The 16,252-nt window shown below is 50.1% G+C and carries 18 protein-coding genes; 10 read left to right on the top strand and 8 right to left on the bottom strand.

Going from position 1 to position 16,252, the window contains the following annotated elements:
- Window positions 1-335 precede the first annotated feature (335 nt).
- Together HC757_RS12285 and HC757_RS12280 are read right to left on the bottom strand one after the other, a co-directional pair.
- Window positions 336-539, bottom strand: coding sequence for a hypothetical protein (locus HC757_RS12285; protein WP_169564665.1), 204 nt, complete (start codon window positions 537-539; stop codon window positions 336-338).
- Window positions 540-871: 332 nt separating this feature from the next.
- Entirely contained in the window at window positions 872-1,201 is a 330-nt protein-coding gene (locus HC757_RS12280; RefSeq protein WP_169564664.1) for a hypothetical protein, read from the bottom strand.
- 1,311 nt (window positions 1,202-2,512) lie between these two features.
- Here HC757_RS12280 and HC757_RS12275 point away from each other — a divergent pair.
- From HC757_RS12275 to HC757_RS12250, 6 genes are all read left to right on the top strand, one after another.
- Complete coding sequence (locus tag HC757_RS12275; RefSeq protein WP_169564663.1) at window positions 2,513-3,112, top strand: hypothetical protein; 600 nt, start codon at window positions 2,513-2,515, stop codon at window positions 3,110-3,112.
- A gap of 67 nt (window positions 3,113-3,179) precedes the next feature.
- A complete protein-coding gene (locus HC757_RS12270; protein ID WP_169564662.1) occupies window positions 3,180-3,779 on the top strand; it encodes a metallophosphoesterase family protein in 600 nt (199 codons plus the stop codon).
- A gap of 180 nt (window positions 3,780-3,959) precedes the next feature.
- A complete protein-coding gene (locus HC757_RS12265; protein WP_169564661.1) occupies window positions 3,960-4,499 on the top strand; it encodes a nuclear transport factor 2 family protein in 540 nt (179 codons plus the stop codon).
- Between the two features lie 222 nt (window positions 4,500-4,721).
- Window positions 4,722-5,642 carry a manganese-dependent inorganic pyrophosphatase gene (locus HC757_RS12260; protein WP_169564660.1) on the top strand — a complete coding sequence of 307 codons (921 nt, stop codon included), beginning with the start codon at window positions 4,722-4,724 and terminating at the stop codon, window positions 5,640-5,642.
- Window positions 5,643-5,882: 240 nt separating this feature from the next.
- Window positions 5,883-6,461, top strand: a complete 579-nt coding sequence (locus HC757_RS12255) for a hypothetical protein (RefSeq protein WP_211164395.1) — start codon at window positions 5,883-5,885, stop codon at window positions 6,459-6,461.
- A complete protein-coding gene (locus HC757_RS12250) occupies window positions 6,458-7,042 on the top strand; it encodes a hypothetical protein (protein ID WP_169564659.1) in 585 nt (194 codons plus the stop codon). The genes HC757_RS12255 and HC757_RS12250 overlap by 4 nt, the downstream gene beginning before the upstream one ends.
- A 70-nt stretch (window positions 7,043-7,112) precedes the next feature.
- On the opposite strand, the gene HC757_RS12245 is transcribed toward HC757_RS12250, so the two are convergent.
- The 5 genes from HC757_RS12245 to HC757_RS12225 all read right to left on the bottom strand — a co-directional run bounded on the left by HC757_RS12245 (window position 7,113) and on the right by HC757_RS12225 (window position 10,350).
- Entirely contained in the window at window positions 7,113-7,583 is a 471-nt protein-coding gene (locus tag HC757_RS12245; protein ID WP_169564658.1) for an HAD family hydrolase, read from the bottom strand.
- A 235-nt stretch (window positions 7,584-7,818) separates the two neighbouring features.
- Window positions 7,819-8,748, bottom strand: a complete 930-nt coding sequence (nudC, locus tag HC757_RS12240; RefSeq protein ID WP_169564657.1) for an NAD(+) diphosphatase — start codon at window positions 8,746-8,748, stop codon at window positions 7,819-7,821.
- The gene (locus tag HC757_RS12235) at window positions 8,741-9,106 is read right to left on the bottom strand and encodes a winged helix-turn-helix transcriptional regulator (RefSeq protein WP_169564656.1); all 366 of its coding nucleotides are present in this window, start codon (window positions 9,104-9,106) and stop codon (window positions 8,741-8,743) included. Before HC757_RS12235 ends, nudC begins: the two co-directional genes overlap by 8 nt.
- A 244-nt stretch (window positions 9,107-9,350) precedes the next feature.
- A complete protein-coding gene (locus tag HC757_RS12230; RefSeq protein WP_169564655.1) occupies window positions 9,351-10,043 on the bottom strand; it encodes an MOSC domain-containing protein in 693 nt (230 codons plus the stop codon).
- A gap of 46 nt (window positions 10,044-10,089) precedes the next feature.
- On the bottom strand, window positions 10,090-10,350 hold the full coding sequence (locus HC757_RS12225; protein ID WP_169564654.1) for a DUF2024 family protein: 261 nt from the start codon (window positions 10,348-10,350) through the stop codon (window positions 10,090-10,092).
- Between the two features lie 224 nt (window positions 10,351-10,574).
- Between HC757_RS12225 and HC757_RS12220 the strand changes: the two genes are divergently transcribed.
- On the top strand, window positions 10,575-11,153 hold the full coding sequence (locus HC757_RS12220; RefSeq protein ID WP_169564653.1) for a MarR family winged helix-turn-helix transcriptional regulator: 579 nt from the start codon (window positions 10,575-10,577) through the stop codon (window positions 11,151-11,153).
- 84 nt (window positions 11,154-11,237) lie between these two features.
- Here the strand turns inward: HC757_RS12220 and HC757_RS12215 are convergent, their stop codons facing one another.
- Window positions 11,238-12,173 (bottom strand): diiron oxygenase, encoded by a 936-nt coding sequence (locus HC757_RS12215; RefSeq protein ID WP_169564652.1) that lies wholly within the window; start codon window positions 12,171-12,173, stop codon window positions 11,238-11,240.
- Window positions 12,174-12,449: 276 nt separating this feature from the next.
- Between HC757_RS12215 and HC757_RS12210 the strand changes: the two genes are divergently transcribed.
- From HC757_RS12210 to HC757_RS18940, 3 genes are all read left to right on the top strand, one after another.
- Entirely contained in the window at window positions 12,450-13,463 is a 1,014-nt protein-coding gene (locus tag HC757_RS12210; protein ID WP_169564651.1) for an FAD-binding oxidoreductase, read from the top strand.
- A gap of 27 nt (window positions 13,464-13,490) precedes the next feature.
- Window positions 13,491-14,852 carry an LVIVD repeat-containing protein gene (locus tag HC757_RS12205; protein ID WP_169564650.1) on the top strand — a complete coding sequence of 454 codons (1,362 nt, stop codon included), beginning with the start codon at window positions 13,491-13,493 and terminating at the stop codon, window positions 14,850-14,852.
- Window positions 14,853-14,918: 66 nt separating this feature from the next.
- A complete protein-coding gene (locus tag HC757_RS18940; RefSeq protein ID WP_211164394.1) occupies window positions 14,919-16,133 on the top strand; it encodes a glutamine amidotransferase in 1,215 nt (404 codons plus the stop codon).
- The last annotated feature ends 119 nt before the right edge of the window (window positions 16,134-16,252 follow it).

Below are 16,252 nucleotides of genomic sequence, written 5' to 3'. Positions count from 1 at the left end.
GATGGGTCTTGTCCCCATCCGCAACGGGACGGCAATGATACGCCAAATTGGCGCCTCATGGCTAAAACCAGAGGTGAATAGTTCGCCGGTTGGCATAGAAGAAGGACGCGAAACCAAGCTGTTTATTTCGCTCAAGCCAAAGCTGGTACAAGTTAGCCATCCCATGAATTGAAATCCGGCACTATGACTCCAATGACACGCAGGCTCTTGATTTCAACATCAGCCATCCATGGATGCTCTAGGGCGCAAAAATGCTTCCATGCACACCAGCCAGTTCGCCTTGCGTGCAATAAAAAGCCCAGCGTATTGGCCGGGCTAAGTGCTTGGGTATGCTATTACCTGGATGTAGAGGCAGGGAAATAAGGACGTATATCGCCTAATATTTTTTCTCTGTCTAATATTTCCTTCCGGATTTTATCTGCCTCTGTCGAATCTAACAACCCTCTGTCTGCCAAACTTGCCAGCTGTTGAGTCAAATCATCTATCTCGTCCAGTATCTTATTGCGCAAGTCTTGCGCTTCCATTTCCTTGGTATTCATGTCTTTATCCCTGTTTAACGTTTTAGTTGAATTTCGACACTAGCATATTAATTTTTTGGTTTGAATTTATTTGGTGATGGGATTGAATCGTCCTTTCTGGGAGGTGGCTTGTGACGCCTGGCCGTTAGAAGTCGCCGGCTTGGTCTGATGGTGCCCCATGGGTGTGGCTGGTATAGATGGGTTGGTTTGATTGCTGTGCGGTGACCTGGCCAATTGGGGCGGCGGTGGCGCACTCGATACCGATGCGGTGGTTTTTCTGCAGGCAATAAAAAGCCCAACATCTTGGCTGAGCACATCGAAATTCAGTAATCAGCTATTCACTGGTACAAGTATCAACCTAGCAATTGGGATAACAATTCAACCAGCACATCTATTGCCGATGGTGAGACATTTAAATTCTGAAAAATGTCTGTAATATAGGTATGAACATGATTCAACCGATCAATTTCATCGATCAATCTTTCAAGTCCATCCTGAATAAAGTCTGAATTTCCCTCACAAAATTCAATTAAAGAATCTCTCTCCTTTTGGTTTAAAGCCTCAGCCGCCTTAACCGTGGCTGTAAAGTCTTCAAATATCCTGACCTTTAATGTGTGAAGTGATCCATCGGTCACAACTCCCAGGGTATGTTCTTCTCCTCCTGATACTACCGTTAATGTCATTTCACGCTCCTTGTAACATTCCTCTTCCATTAGTTTATCCCTTTACGATAATTAAAATCTAATAGTGGCTAGCAGTTTAATTTAATCAAGGCTTGATTGTCACTTGGTGATGGGATCGAGTCGTTCTTTCTGGGCGGTGGCTTGTGATGCCTGGCCGTTGAAGTAAGCAGAAAGTCAGGACAGGCAGAACACTTAGTTGAAAAACGATGCGGCCACAGGTTACAACTATCCCCTTCGGAGCTGCCGAGGGTGTTGAAGAAAATGGCGTAACGCCGACAGGAAGTCGGTGTAGCTTTCGGGGGGCATGGATGCACCATCGGAAGCGTTAGCTATTTTCGAATAAGGCCGAGGGCCATTCTTGCAAAAAAGTCAGCTCCGTGGGGCGTCATGGAGGATAACCGCTAGCGGTTGAGATTATGAGCGAGAGGCAGGATAGCCGAGCTGGGAGTGAAGCATATGGATGTGCTTCGCCGAGGTAACAACAGTCGAGCCAGGGCGAGTGAAATTGGTGATTTTAGAGTTTACGAGCGAGAGACATGGATGGCGAACTTAGAAATGCGGGGACAGGCATAACTCTCCCAGCTCTAAAGCTGCACCAATTGCTTGGGGATGCACCCATCCCCTTTGGAGTTGCCGCAGGACGAGCAGACAAATTGCGTGAGTGAGGCATGGATGCCGAGCTAGCCTCAGGTGAGCCAGGGATGGCGAATATGAGGCGCTAGCGAATTTGTCTGTGAGAACAAGGAGATTTCAACTCCGTTGGGGCGCCGGGGGAGATCCAAGAGGGGAACAGGCGCTTTTCCCCTCTTGGTCGGGTGTGGGTTGAAGACCCACGACTTTTACCAAACGCAGTTTGGCCGCTTTATGCTAACGCAAACCACAGTTTATAGAGTTCCCTCTGGGTCGACTATCTATGACAGAATTGGGGGTTGAAGACCCACGACTCTTGCCAAACGCAGTTTAGCCACTTTGTGCTAACGCAAACCACAGTTTATAGAGTTCCCTCTTGGTCGACTCTCTATGACAGAATTGGGGCTAAAGACCCACGACTTTCGCCAAACGCAGTTTGGCCGCTTTATGCTAAGGCCAGCCACAGGTTATAGAGTTGTCTCTTGGTCGACTCTCTATGACTGAATTAGGGGTTGAAGACCCACGACTCTTGCCAAATGCAGTTTGACTATCCTTTGCCACCGGCAATACAAAGAAATACAGGGATTCACTTCCTTGAAAAATCCCCTTTACTGACAATAGCATATTACTTACTGTGTCCCTCAGGTTTGAAGGTGCGCGCTTTTTTTAAGGACATTTTCCATGGATGAGTTGGTATTCACCATTGCCACAAAGGTAGCCGAGCATTACGGCAAGATGCTGACTAAGTTCAGGCCGGCCAGGCCGGGCAGTGAATATCTGGAGCAAAACCTGATCACCCTGTTTGGCCACCAGTATTTGCTGGCCCGGCCCGATGGCGCATTTTTCTCCGAAGTGCCTTTCATGGGCAAAAACTCTGAGCGCGGTTGGCCGAATCGGCTCGATGCCTTCGCCTTCTGTGGCGACACGGGCTATCTCATCGAGGCCAAGGGCATAGGCGAAAACCCAGCCAATATCGCCAAAGTCGTTGCCGATTTGGAACGCCTGAACTCCCCTCAATTACAAGACAGTCTCGATATTATGTTCAAGGATCGTAGTCACGTTCAGCCGAACCAAATCAAAAAGCTGGTGTTGGCCGATTGCTGGAAAAAAGAGATCGCCGACAGCTGGCAAGATCCCAGTGGCAAACTGATTGAAGACGCCGCCAAAGTGGAGATAGCACTCAGTACCAAATCGATTCATATCGGCACCTTTAATAAGTACCATTATTATCTGCTCATAGCGCAAGTCATGGAGTCAGCACAGACGTGCCACGCAGAATAAATTCCAAGTATGTACATGGCCAGAGACGATATTTTGAGCATTGAGATCATGATTGACGAGGTTTTTGATGAAGCTGCTACATGTGTCTGACTTGCACTTTCACCAGGCACAATTTGATTGGGTAATGGCTGCGTGCGAACAGGCAGATCTGCTTTGCATCACCGGCGATTTTCTCGATGACAGACTCGAGCAGTCTGTGACTATCCAGGAGCAGATCGCCTGGATTGGGCAATGGGCGGAAAAATTGCCTGTGCCGCTGCTCGTATGCTCGGGCAACCATGACCTGGTTGGCGAGCCTGGCTCGGTTAGCTGGTTACAGGCACTTCCCGGGGTATATGCCGACAATGCTATAGCCACCTTTGCCGGCATCAGCTTAGGTTGCGTACCCTACGGCACATCAAACTTCGAAGTCTATGCCCGGTGCGATGTGTTATTGCACCATGAACCCCCGGCGGGGTTGAACGTCGCTATCCAAGCCGGCCAGGACTTTGGTTCGCCAGACTTAAAGCTGGCGTTGAAGCATGGCGCGTTAGCGGCCCGCTGGATCTTATGCGGTCATGTGCACAGGCCGGTGAAGAAATTGTCCAAATATAGACAGCATCTCATCTCAAACCCGGGCGCGAACCGGCGGCACCCTATGCCGGACCATCACTGGATTACTATTTGAAACACAAAATGCATAGACAGATCCCTGCTTCAGGCAAGATGCTCTAGCCTTTAACGCCAAGCGCCGACATACTCGTACTCTTTATCCGACGCGCTTTATTCAAAAAAGTTTTAGCCACTTTCCCAGCCATTATCAGCCGTTTACGCTGGATTCAAACATGGGGCCTATCCAGGAGAAACTATGAAAAAAACCTACTTTACGGCGCTGATGACTGTTTACGCTGCCATCTCCATTGCTCAGGAGTCCAGTGCCCAAGAAATCAGTGTCCAGGAGTCCAGTACCCAGGAAATCAGTGCCCAGGCCCTGCCATTCGAAGAGCAGATGAAGTCATTGGATACCTGGGTGTTCGATGCGTTCAATCACTGTGCGGCGCAGGAGAGTCTGGATAAACATGCCAGCTATTTTGCGACGGATGTCGAGTTTTACCATGATAATGGCGGCGTCACCTGGAACCGTGACGCCATGATAGCCAACACCCAAAAATATGCCTGCGGCCATTATACCCGCGAACTCATCCCAGGCACTTTCAAGGCTCACCCGATAAAAGACTTCGGTGCCATTACCGAAGGGGTACACAGGTTTTGTCAGAGCGATACCCAGTCATGCGATGGCAAAGCTGAATTTGTGATGGTCTGGCGCCACGCCCATGATAAGTGGGAAATCACCCGGGTATTGAGCTACGGCCACGGTGCCAACACCCCGGAGCCGCAGGACAAATAAGCAGATTCAAACCTGTCACTGCTCTGGCTGCATGCGGCCAGTTTGCAGGAATCGGTCATCAGCATAGTGGCAGCCAACTTAGTCGCATCCTGGGGTCAAAGGCGCGCCAATCCCAGGGTGTCGCCAGACATATTTCGCGAATTTTCCCTCTGCCCCTCTTGGCTATTTCCCGATCCGCAAGATCTTTGATAAAATCGCGGCAATTTTAGAGGAGAGCCCCGAATGCCAATGTATGTTGTAGGTCACAAGATCCCCGATTCAGATTCCATCTGTGGTGCCATCGCCCTGGCCTACCTGAAAAACCAAATCGGCGAAGAAGCCATTGCCGCCCGTCTGGGCGAACTGTCGCCGGAAACCGCCTTCATCTTGGACAAATTCGGCTTCGAGGCCCCGGAGTACAAGACCAGCTACGCGGGTGAGCAGGTTTATATTGTCGATCACTCCGAGCTGACCCAGGCGCCGGACGACATAGCCGAAGCGACTATCGTCGGCATAGTAGATCACCACAAGCTGGGGGATCTGACCACCTCGACGCCGCTGGAGTGCTGGATCCGTCCCGTGGGCTGCAGCAACACCGTCATCAAGATGATGTATGACTTCTACCAGGTGGCCATCCCGGCCAATATCGCCGGCATCATGCTGTGCGCCATCCTGAGCGATACCGTGATCTTCAAGTCACCCACCTGCACCACAGCCGATATCCGCTGCGTCGAGGCCCTGGCCGAGATCGCCGATGTCGAAGACTTCAAGGCCCTGGGCATGGAGATGTTCAAGGTGAAATCCGCCGTCGAAGGCACCCCGGCGCGGGATCTGGTGATGCGCGATTTCAAGGACTTCAACATGAACGGCAAGCTGGTGGGCATAGGCCAGCTGGAAGTCATAGACCTGTCGGTGTTCGATGACATCAAGGCCGAACTCGAGGCCGACATAGCCGCCCTCAAGGTTGAAGGCCAGCGCCACAGCGTGCTGCTGCTGCTGACCGACATAATGAAGGAAGGCTCCGAGATGCTGGTGGTGTCCGACGACAACGAACTGACCAGCCGCGCCTACGGCAAGGCCACAGTAAACGGCCGCGTCTGGCTCGACGGCGTACTGAGCCGCAAGAAGCAGGTAGTGCCCCAGCTGCAGGAAGCCTTCGCTTAAGTTGCCCTCGCCACAGCCCTAAGCAAAGAGGCCGAACACAAGTTCGGCCTTTTTTGTCATTGGCAGCGAGGAGGGCGAGCCTGAGATGACAAATTGGAAGCTGTAGCCAATTTCCCCATGATGTCCTATTTAACTCAAGTGAGCAGCTTTACCCGACTCGGTTTTTCTTGTACTTTCCCATAACCGTCCAGATAAGTGCGGTCATGACAGCCAAATGGAATATTTTAAAAAGGAATTTAAATGTCGGCTACAGAGACAGATCTTGCTATTACCCCTCAAGAAAGAGCCTACCAAATATCAGGAAACCTAGAAGCATTTTGGAAGAGCCGATTAGATAAAAAAGACCCGGTTGCCCGCATAGGCTACGCATTATGGGTCACTGATGTCGAAAAATTAAGACAAGAAATCGGCAAGGGAGATCCAAAGTTCTGGAACTACAAGGGGTTTTCATACTGGGAATTTATGGCAAGATCGACAGTGGTCAACTTAGCCACCGGCCTGAATAAAGGCGGATTTAGAGGAAACTTTAAGGAAACCAGAGAGAAAATCAAGCAGGTCGGCATACGGGTAGCGCGTTGGCACATACGTTTTGTACAAGATGATTATAAAAACAAAACCGGCAATATAGCCGGAAAGTTAAGTTTAAAACAAATGGCAGATTACCATCATCTGGCGTTCAGTGAGTTTAATATACCCTCAAACTTTTATGGCGGGACCTGGCTTGAAGCCATCCCGGATGCCGCAGAATTTGCCTTGTATGGCGATTTATATTGTCATGATTGTGATTCCGATGAGGGCTACCGGGGGACGAGCCAATGAAGCCATTTTTACTGTTATTCCCTTTGATTTCACTCTCTGGCTGCGATCAGCAAGAGGTTGCATGGCAGCACTGGTGTTTTCCTGCCGAATATCTTTCACCCGCCAGCTCTATTGCATCGAATGCCGGAGACACCGCCTTCGATAGCCAGTTATCTGCGGCCCCCATACTCTTCTTCCCTGCGGAGTATGTGGCTAAGCATGTTACGGGTTTTCGCACCACAATATCCATGCCTGACGCAGGTCAGTTGGTGCAAAACTTGCCCGTCAACTTCCAGCCCGTGAATATCAGCGCCGAACTGCCATCCGACTCAACATTGGAAAGCCTCTTGCCAGGTACAGATCTGCTGGTATTGAAAGCGCACGACCCTTACCAATGGTCCGTTTACAACAAAAAAGAAGAAAAGCTGCAGCTATGGGGCAGTTGCGATCTGAACTCGAAGGAAGATTACGAGTGTTTCAGGACCATTCAGCATGATGGAGTTAACTTGCGATACAGCCTCCATAGAGACAACATCAAAAATTATCATGAGATTGACGAGCTGATAATTAAAAACCTTGAATACTGGCGCTGTGGATCATGACGTAGGAATTAAGACCTGATCTCAAGCTCTCGCTAATAGGCGCTCGCTAATGTAGCAGGCTGGCAAGTGTTCAGGCCCTCAGGGTTGCGATCAAACGCTTGGGATGCAGCAGCAGTTCCAGGGCGTCGACAATATTGCCGGAGACCAGATCTGCGCTTGCCAGGGTGGCGGCCGAGGCTCCTTCCTTCTGCAGCAGCGCGACCCCGACGGCGGCACGGCCCAGCATCAGACGATCGTTGGCACCGTTACCGACGGCGAAGACGCTGTCGGCGCCGAGACGCTCGATCACGGCCAACTTGGCCTCGGCCTGGCGCTCGAGTGGAATGATCTCCAGGGTCACCGGCAGCCCGGCCAGCTGGCTCCGGGCCAGGCCGAAGGTGTCTGCGGTGATCACGTGAATTTGAATCCCGGGCGCCAGCTTTTCAAATAATTCGGCCACGCCTGGGAGCAACTTGCCATCCGCCGCCAGGGTGCCATTGTAGTCCGAGACCAAGTGCTGCAGCGTCAGCGATGTAAAGCCGGGAATGGTGATTTCTATCATGTAAATACCGGATGATTGGCTATTGTTTCAGGCGAGTGCTATTGCCCGCACATTGCCCGTCCAGGTTTCGAGTTGCGGACTCTACTTGAAATTCATGGCAAAATTATTGTATCAGCATGACATTTCCATGAATCGCCACCAGAGAGCCAACCGACTGAAGCCCTCCCCTGCTGCCGGGTCCCGGCTCGTCCAGCCGCTCCTGGCGAGGCCGAAGAAAATCCGCCTGAGATCTGCGCTAACACTTTAAATCGCGCCAATATTCAATCAGGTAGCGCGAGATGGAATCGTGGCGGGTCAGCTTGAGGCCAGGGCCTTCGTCGCCCCACTCGCCAAACTCCGCCAGCTCTGCGCGGGAAAACCAGCGCGCCTCATCTATTTCATCTTTATCTATCCTGATGCTTTCCGTGGTGGCGTCGGCGATGAAACCCAGCATGATGGAGGCCGGAAACGGCCAGGGCTGGGAGGCGATGTAGCGCACATGGGTCACGCTTATGCCGGCCTCCTCCAGCACCTCGCGGCCTACCGCCTGTTCCAGTGTTTCTCCCGGATCGACGAAGCCCGCCAGGGTCGAAAACACCCCTTCGGGCCAGATAGCCTGACGACCGAGGAGGCAGCGCTCCACGCCATCGGCGAAGCGCCGTTGCACCAGCATGATCACCGCGGGATCCGTGCGCGGAAAGGTCAGATGGCCACAGTCGCCGTTGGGGCAAGCGCGCGCATGCCCAGCCTCTATGGCGATATTCTCCGTGCCGCAGCGGCCACAGAACCTATGGCTTCTATGCCAGAAACTCAGTCCCCGCGCCAGTGCCAGCATGGATGCCAGGGGATTCTCCAGTACCAAGGCGGCTTTGCGCAGATCGATAAACTCGCCAGCGGCCAGCGCACCGGACAGGGCAGAGTTGTCGAGGTGGGTCATATCCAGGGCGAAATAGGCGCACTCCTCCTTGGCCTCGTCCAGACCCAGGAAGATCCCCTGGGTCAAGTCCAGATGCGCGACATCGTCATGACTGAGGAGCAATGGCCGGTGGCTGATCTTGCAGAAGAAATTGTCATCAGAATGGGTCAACAACCAGCGACTGGCGTGGTTTATCCTGGCCGCCAGCCACTTGGGATCTTTACGATCAGCGGATGCGCGGTTGAGCATCATGGCACTGTATTTAAGCATGGCTATCATCCTCCGGCGAATTATCCTTCAGCCTCTGTATGTTGTCGGCCCATTGCCGGGCCCAGGGCGCCATGGGTCTGATCAATAACGCCAGCGCCTTGCCATGGGGCGTCAGGCCATAACCCAGGGGCGTTTTCTGTACCAAGTCCAGCTGGAAGAGCTCCTTTAGCCTGGTATTGAGCAAGGTCGGCGAAATATCCTCGCAGCGCGCCTGCAGCTGGCGGAAGGTGGCATTGTCCAGGCTCAATTGCCAAATGATGCCCAGGCACCAGGTGCGGCCCAGGAGATCGAACAGGGCCATGATAGGTTTACCGGTTTTCGAGCCTCGAACCTGGGTTCCAGGGATAGGGAGTGACATATTTTTCTCTTCATCGCCGCCATTTTTTGCAGCATACAATAACCGAATGCCGATTGCTACAGAAAGTGTAGCGTATGGTTTAGCCGTTGATTTGTAAGTTAAACTTAATTTTTATATCCATATGACATTAAAAATCAGCCACCCTGGAGTGAGTGGCTGTTGCTCAGGCGTCGCGCTTGCGTTGGAGCAGTACGGGGAGGAAGTCAGAAAATGCAGCCAGGGCGGCATAGCGCCAAGCCGGGGGTCATGCGGGTAAATCCATAAAACCAAACAGGCGTTTATTCCAATCTTCTACCAGGCCCGATTGCAAACGTTGCCGTACTTTACTTTGCCAGCTCTCTGAAAGCACCTCGCACTCTGAGAGTCGGCCCAGGAAGGCTTTATTCAAGGGGTCGTTAAAGAATCGCCATGCCACTTCCCTGACGGTTAGCTCGGGCCACTGCCGAGCCAGCAATGACATCCTCGCCTCTGGGTGCACATGACCGGGTGTTAGCACCCGAAACAAATACCCCCCATTACCATTGATTTGCACCGTCAAGGCCATGTCGGATCGCATGAAACTGTGATTCAACTTAAAGCAAGGTGAACGCGGCTGACTGACTTGGATCACGGCTTCATCCAATTGAAAAATGTCCCCTATGCATACGGTGCTTTCGAGAAAGCCTGATGCGGAAAGGTTTTCACCGAATGCCCCGGGGTTGAAGCCTGAACTTTCAGGGTAACGTTGCTGCCAGTAGTGATAATGCTCTAACGGATAGAGATGCAAAGCCCGCTCCGAGCCGCCATGGTGCTTCTTATCCGCTTGCTGATCGCCGTTCAACCCTTCCGGACTCAGCCAAATATTCCTCTCTATGGGGCGCTTATCTATGGCACTCGGCAAACCGGTCTCGAGGGGGGCCACCCGCCCGGACAGGACAGTTACATTAGCTGTTTGCATCGATTTGAAGTCCAAGTTTTCGCAGTAAATCCAAGCCGCAGCGCAACTAAGCAGGGCAGCCTTCGAGCTTGTAAATGGCGTATCCGTTGCGTGCCACTTCATCGGCAAATTGGGGTGCATCTGCTACCGTATGACAGAAAGTGCAGCCTCTGGGTTTGATGGTCGCCCCCTGCTCGCCTATGCTGTCGAGCCACTCGATCGCCCTTTGATGTGCCTTAACCTCGTTTCTTTCCGACAGCAACACATCGAAATGCAATATCTTCCCTGTTTTGCTATAGGCAAAAGTGTCAAAAACATGAAGTTTCATAAAAATTCCCTTTACTGTCGAATCGCCAAGCGTACATAGCACCAGGTAGCCTGCAGCTGTGTTTGGCAGACCGAATGCCTGAGTGTTATATGACCGAACCGGCCCGTTTAAGTATCAAGTTCGATAACTCAAAGTTTCGCATCGAAACTTTATTCATTTTATTCAGGATGCTACACTTGTCAACCTTGTTTCGAATGAAAACTTAACTGAGTAAACGGGTAGCTATGAAGAACAATGATGATATTTGCGACTTGCTGGAAAGGTTAAGCACCTTATTCCGTAACGAGGTCCGGCAGGCAGGCCTGGTTCATGGTTTGCACCCGGTTCACCTGGAAGTGTTATTTTATTTGAATAAATGCAACAAATTCAGCGATACACCAGCGGCAGTAAAGGATTTTCTGGGGGCAACCAAAGGCACCACGTCAAAATCAATCACCTTGCTGGAAACCAAAGGATATGTTGTCAAAAAACAAGACACTAAAGACAAGAGAGTCTATCACTTGAGTCTTACCGAAGCGGGTCGACAGATAGCTGCAGACAACATGCCGCCGATGAGCTTGCGGGCCGCTCTCACACGTTGTTCCGACAGTGAAACCTCCCCCCTTAAACAGCAGTTAGAGTCCTTGTTGGTGGATATACAGACGGCGACCAGCAGCCTGAGTTTTGGCCTATGCAAAACATGCAGGTTTCATTTAGCGAAAAATAACACGGCGTTTTTTTGCGAATTAACAGGGGAAGATCTCCCCAGCCAATATGGCGAATTAATTTGTCGTGAACACACGCTCAAGAGCCTCTGCGAATAGCAGCACAGAAAACCGCTTCGCCGGCCGCACTAATAAGCATGAGACAATCACACTTATTAGTGCCGACTTCACGAAAAATCACATTCAAGCGGCAATATTGCGCATATTGGATTCGTCAATGCCAAGACTATTCAATAATTTAGAAATACCTTGAATATCGACATTGATCGCGTTCCTGTTGCGGGCCCGGCAATCCTCGATGATGACTTTATATTTAGGGAAATCGATAGCCTCCAATACTCTTTCCCAAACATCCAGTTCATCATCGCCGAAAGCCTGCACGGCTTTTGGCAATACACTCAAATAGAGGCCTCTTTGCTGCTCGGATAATTTTGAAAAAATTTCCGCCATAGTGTAAGAAAACACGCTCGAATGACTCCACTCATCGGCAGCATGTGCTTCCACTGTTTTGTAGCATAGCGGCTGGAGCATATCGTCCTTGGACAAAGAGCCCAGATAATCTGTGATCAATGTTTCCGAGGCACATGCCACCGCCAGACGCACCAATTTCTTATCGTCATTAGTCTGGCAATCTCCCAGCATCTTATCTAAACGATGGATCAATTCAAACTTGGGCAGTTTGACTCTTTTCAGATCTCGTTCGCGATAAACAATATTGACACTTTTCACTGCCATCAGGGTGTGAAATGCCTCATCGATCAGCGCTTGGCTAATGGCATGTTGAATAACGTCATTTTGAGTACCAGGCAATTCGGCATCTATGATCAGGTCACAAACTGGAGTAATTAGTTTAGATTCAATCTGAATCGTTTTTTCATTATATATAATCCAGCCATAAGACAAGACCTTACGGCGTAATTCGGCATCGGCAGCCAACCAATCCGGATGGGTATGGAAGGGTAATAAATTATCTTTAAAGTCTTCTTTATTCGTATCGAAAGCAATATCCAGACTAGGGTCCCCATCGTGGATCATTGCCCTATTATTCCACAACCCAGTTAAACCATTGATTATGTTTATTATTTGATTATCTTCAGCGCTATGTGTCGAGTGATTCATGATTATCATCCATTGATTAATTAAGAATTTTTTACCGTAAACCATCTTGCTGACAAAAGGTTAAACAACGTTTTTTATATCTAGCCAAGATATTAGGCCAGCCATGGTATCGGTTCGAAACTTTAATGCAAGGCATTTTATTTTACAAGATCATTAAATTTTTACGACTCCAAAATCCTATCTCCACACTCAGGTTCGAGTTATAAAAAAAACTTGAAAAGCATGAAACTATACTTTAAGGTTTCGAACCGAAACAAGCAATCCAAGGGTAATAGAATGGAAAACCAAGCTATTTGCAAGGAAGTAAAGCAAGACGTTGCCGGAGTAAAAACCTTTGTTTTCGAAACAGAAACCAGATTCACATTTTTACCTGGTCAATTTATTACTCTGACCTTGCCGACTCAGCAAGGCCCGTTATTACGCAGTTATACACTGTCTTCATCACCGAAAAATGACAACTTGTTTTCTATCACAGTAAGGGCAGTGCCGAATGGCAAGGGTTCCAACTGGTTACACCAATATTTAGAGCCAGGAATGAGCCTGACTTACACAGGTGCTTATGGTCGTTTCATTCCTGCAGAATATGAAACACAAAAATTGTTATTATTAGCGGCAGGCAGTGGGATCACACCACATTTGTCCACCTTGAGGACATGGCGAGACAAGGCTGTAAGTGTCGATGCCCACTTGATATTCAGCGTTAGAAGCCCGGACCAAATAATTGAATATTATGAGCTATTATCCTTAGCCAATAGTATCAACGGATTAACTCTCACTATACTGCCGGAAATATTGGACAACCAAAGCTGGCACGGCATCAGTGGCCGGCTGGACGCACTATGGTTAACGGCACTCTGCCGCGACATAGCCGAAAGGCAAATATTTACCTGCGGGCCAACACCTTATATGCAGGCAATAAAGAAATATTTAACCGACCAAGAGATTGGCTTGAGCCGCTACCATGAGGAAGCTTTTGTTTCTCCTGACTTTGAGGCTAGCGTCCCTGCAACGGCAGATACCGAAGCCAACAGCTTCTCGGTGCATTTTGCCAAATCTGATATCAAGGTTAGCACTCAAGGACAAGAAAGCTTATTGGATCTCGCTGAAAAAGCAGGAATAAAGGTTAAAAATGCTTGTCGGGCAGGAATTTGTGGCGCGTGCCGAACCTTCAAAAAGTCGGGCAATGTCAACATGAGAGATTTGGGCGGCATACTCCCAAATGAAGTAAACCAAGGCATGGTTTTAATGTGCTGTAGTAAACCTACCAGCGATCTTGTGCTGGATATTTAATCAACACTTTATTTTGAAGGATGAAAAATGAAACCCTCTATACTTCTCGCCGCACTGCTCGCAACTGGAAGCCTGACAGCCAACGCCATGGCAAAGTCCGAAACACTGGCGCCTGCGGTCAACCTTGCCCCAGAACAAGCTGAGCTGACGAGCTATAAGCCTATTTCTCAAAGCGCCAAGCTTAAAAATGTGATGGTCGCTCTGGATATGATGGAGTCGGAGGTCATTTTAATTAACATTGAGACAGATGCCATAATCCAGCAGCGATTGGATGATCTGATCGGCTGGCCAGGTGGCAGGCCCCAGCACGTATTAGTCTCACCCGATGCGAAGTGGATCTATGTCACCACCGACGCCTCGGCAGACGTGGGAGCCAGCATAGTAGTGCTAAGGGTATACAATTATGCATGGAAGTGGGGATTTGCAGAACTGGAGATCACCAAAGTATTGCAGGCCGAACCTGCGGGTACCCCGTCAAGGTTCGATACTCCTATCCAAGTATCCCCCACACAACCTATCGCCAGCTGGACTCAACCAGCCATGACTCAAATACATGGGCCAACAATTTTACCTTATTCTGACTATGTCTATTTCACACAATGGACCGACAATAAAATTCGGGTCATAGATACCGAATTACAAGAATTTGCCAATGTCGATCCCATAGTCATGAATCAGGTCACGGAAAATACCCATGGGGTATTTTTCAACAAGTCAGGCACCCTGGGGATTTCTACCGGTTACTATTATGACAATGGTGATGTTGACTTGTTTTCGGTAGATAAGAAAACCGGTGCCTTGACACTGCAGAAGAAAATTCGTTTGGGCGATGAGCAAGCCTATGCCGCCTTCACCCACTTCAATACCTGGGTAGATGAACGTTATGCAGTGACGGCGTCGATGCAATTTGGTCCTACATCTCATACACCTGCGGGCGTGAGCATCTTGCCCCCGAGCGTTTGGATGATAGATACCTGGGAAGGCAAGGCTTGGCCAATTCTAGGCACAGCCAGTAACGATAATGAGGCTGGGGTATTGCGCTCCGCTTCCGATGTGACTGTCGCCGCAGGCAAACTCTATGTCGCTGAAGAAGACTCTATCGATGGCAGTTATGGTGATGACGGTTTCATCGCTATCTATGATTTAACCGACAAGAGTAACCCTCAGTTTATTAAACGTTTAAAACCTGGACAAGGGTTACCCACGGACTTTGCCGTCGCCCATGGTTTTGGCGTGAGTGCTGACCAACGCTTCATTTACATTTCAAGCTATGCGTCTAAGTACATTTTAAAACTGGATACCTTGACCGACACCATAGTGAAAACCTATGGCCCAGAGGACGGTTTGACCATGCCTCATGGTGGTTTCGTGTCGGGTGCCATTCGTTAACCCATAGTTGAGCGAGCGGGGCGCCAGCCGGCGTTCCGCTCATCCTGTACCCATTGGAAATAAAATATGAAAAAAGTAAATGTGATAAGGCATTTGGCCTTCGAAGATTTAGGCAATATCCAACCCGTCCTCGCCAAATTCAACGCCCAGATCAACTACATAGAAGCGGGTAAGGACGCCATCACCCCGGCACTGAACCAGTGCGATCTATTGGTGGTCCTTGGCGGTCCAATCGGGGTGTACGATGACAATGAATATCCCTTCATTCAAGATGAAATTGAGCTGATCCAACAAAGAGTCGCGGCAAAAAAACCGATACTGGGCATTTGTCTGGGGGCACAATTGATGGCTCGCGCCCTGGGTGCAAGAGTCTACCCAGGACATACCAAAGAGATAGGCTGGGGTAACTTGACCCTGAACCCAAATGTGGCGAACCCATTGGCCGCATTGGGCGAGCAAGCGATACTGCATTGGCATGGCGATACCTTCGACTTACCGCCAGGCGCCACCTTATTGGCCAGCAATGAAAACTATCCCAACCAAGCGTTCGCCATTGAAGATTTTGGCTTGGCGGTGCAATTCCACCCCGAGGTGACAGTCGCAGGTTTGGAGCAATGGTTGATTGGCCATACGGCCGAAATCGCAAGCACGGGCACGACAAACGTGAATTCCTTGCGCCTGGATAATACAGAAATAGGCACAAGATTGCAGCCCATAGCCCAACAGATCTGGGCCGACTGGCTGCGCCGTCAGGGCTGGACTCAGCAGGATGAAACCGGCAGCACTTCATTGAGCTTTAAAGGCAATCCCATAAAGGTTTTGGGGAAATTCCCCGAAGTGGGTCAAACTGCACCGGACTTCAGCTTACTCGACAGCAAATTAGCCCCGCTGACCCTGGCCAATTTACAGGGTAAAAAGGTCGTATTGAATATATTTCCCAGCATAGATACCCCTGTCTGTGCGCTGCAGTTGAAAACCTTCAACCAACACCTGGCGAGCCGGGACGATGTCACTCTGGTATTTGCCTCGCTGGATCTGCCTTTTGCCTATAGCAGATTCTGTGCGGTAGAAGGAATAGAGAACGCGATAACCGCATCCGACTATCAATCCCAGTCATTGGCGGAACATTATGGCGTGAAAATGCAGGGGGGACCGCTATCGGGTCTTTACGCCAGAGCGGTATTGGTGCTGGACGAAAACCAGACCATAGTACATGCCGAACTGGTCGATGAAGTCACGAATGAGCCGGATTACCAGGCCGCGCTGCAGGCATTGTCCTAAACATGGGTCGCAGACAGACCTGCCGGGATGGCAGGCCTTCTGCACACACCCTACCTCTTCGACTCAAACTGCCCTGCCCTGACTGACAGCAATCCTCAACCTCAATAGAAACATCGGGC

The organism is Shewanella salipaludis (genome assembly GCF_012911865.1).
Lineage (GTDB): Bacteria > Pseudomonadota > Gammaproteobacteria > Enterobacterales > Shewanellaceae > Shewanella > Shewanella salipaludis.
This window is presented reverse-complemented; position numbering and strand designations above follow the sequence as displayed.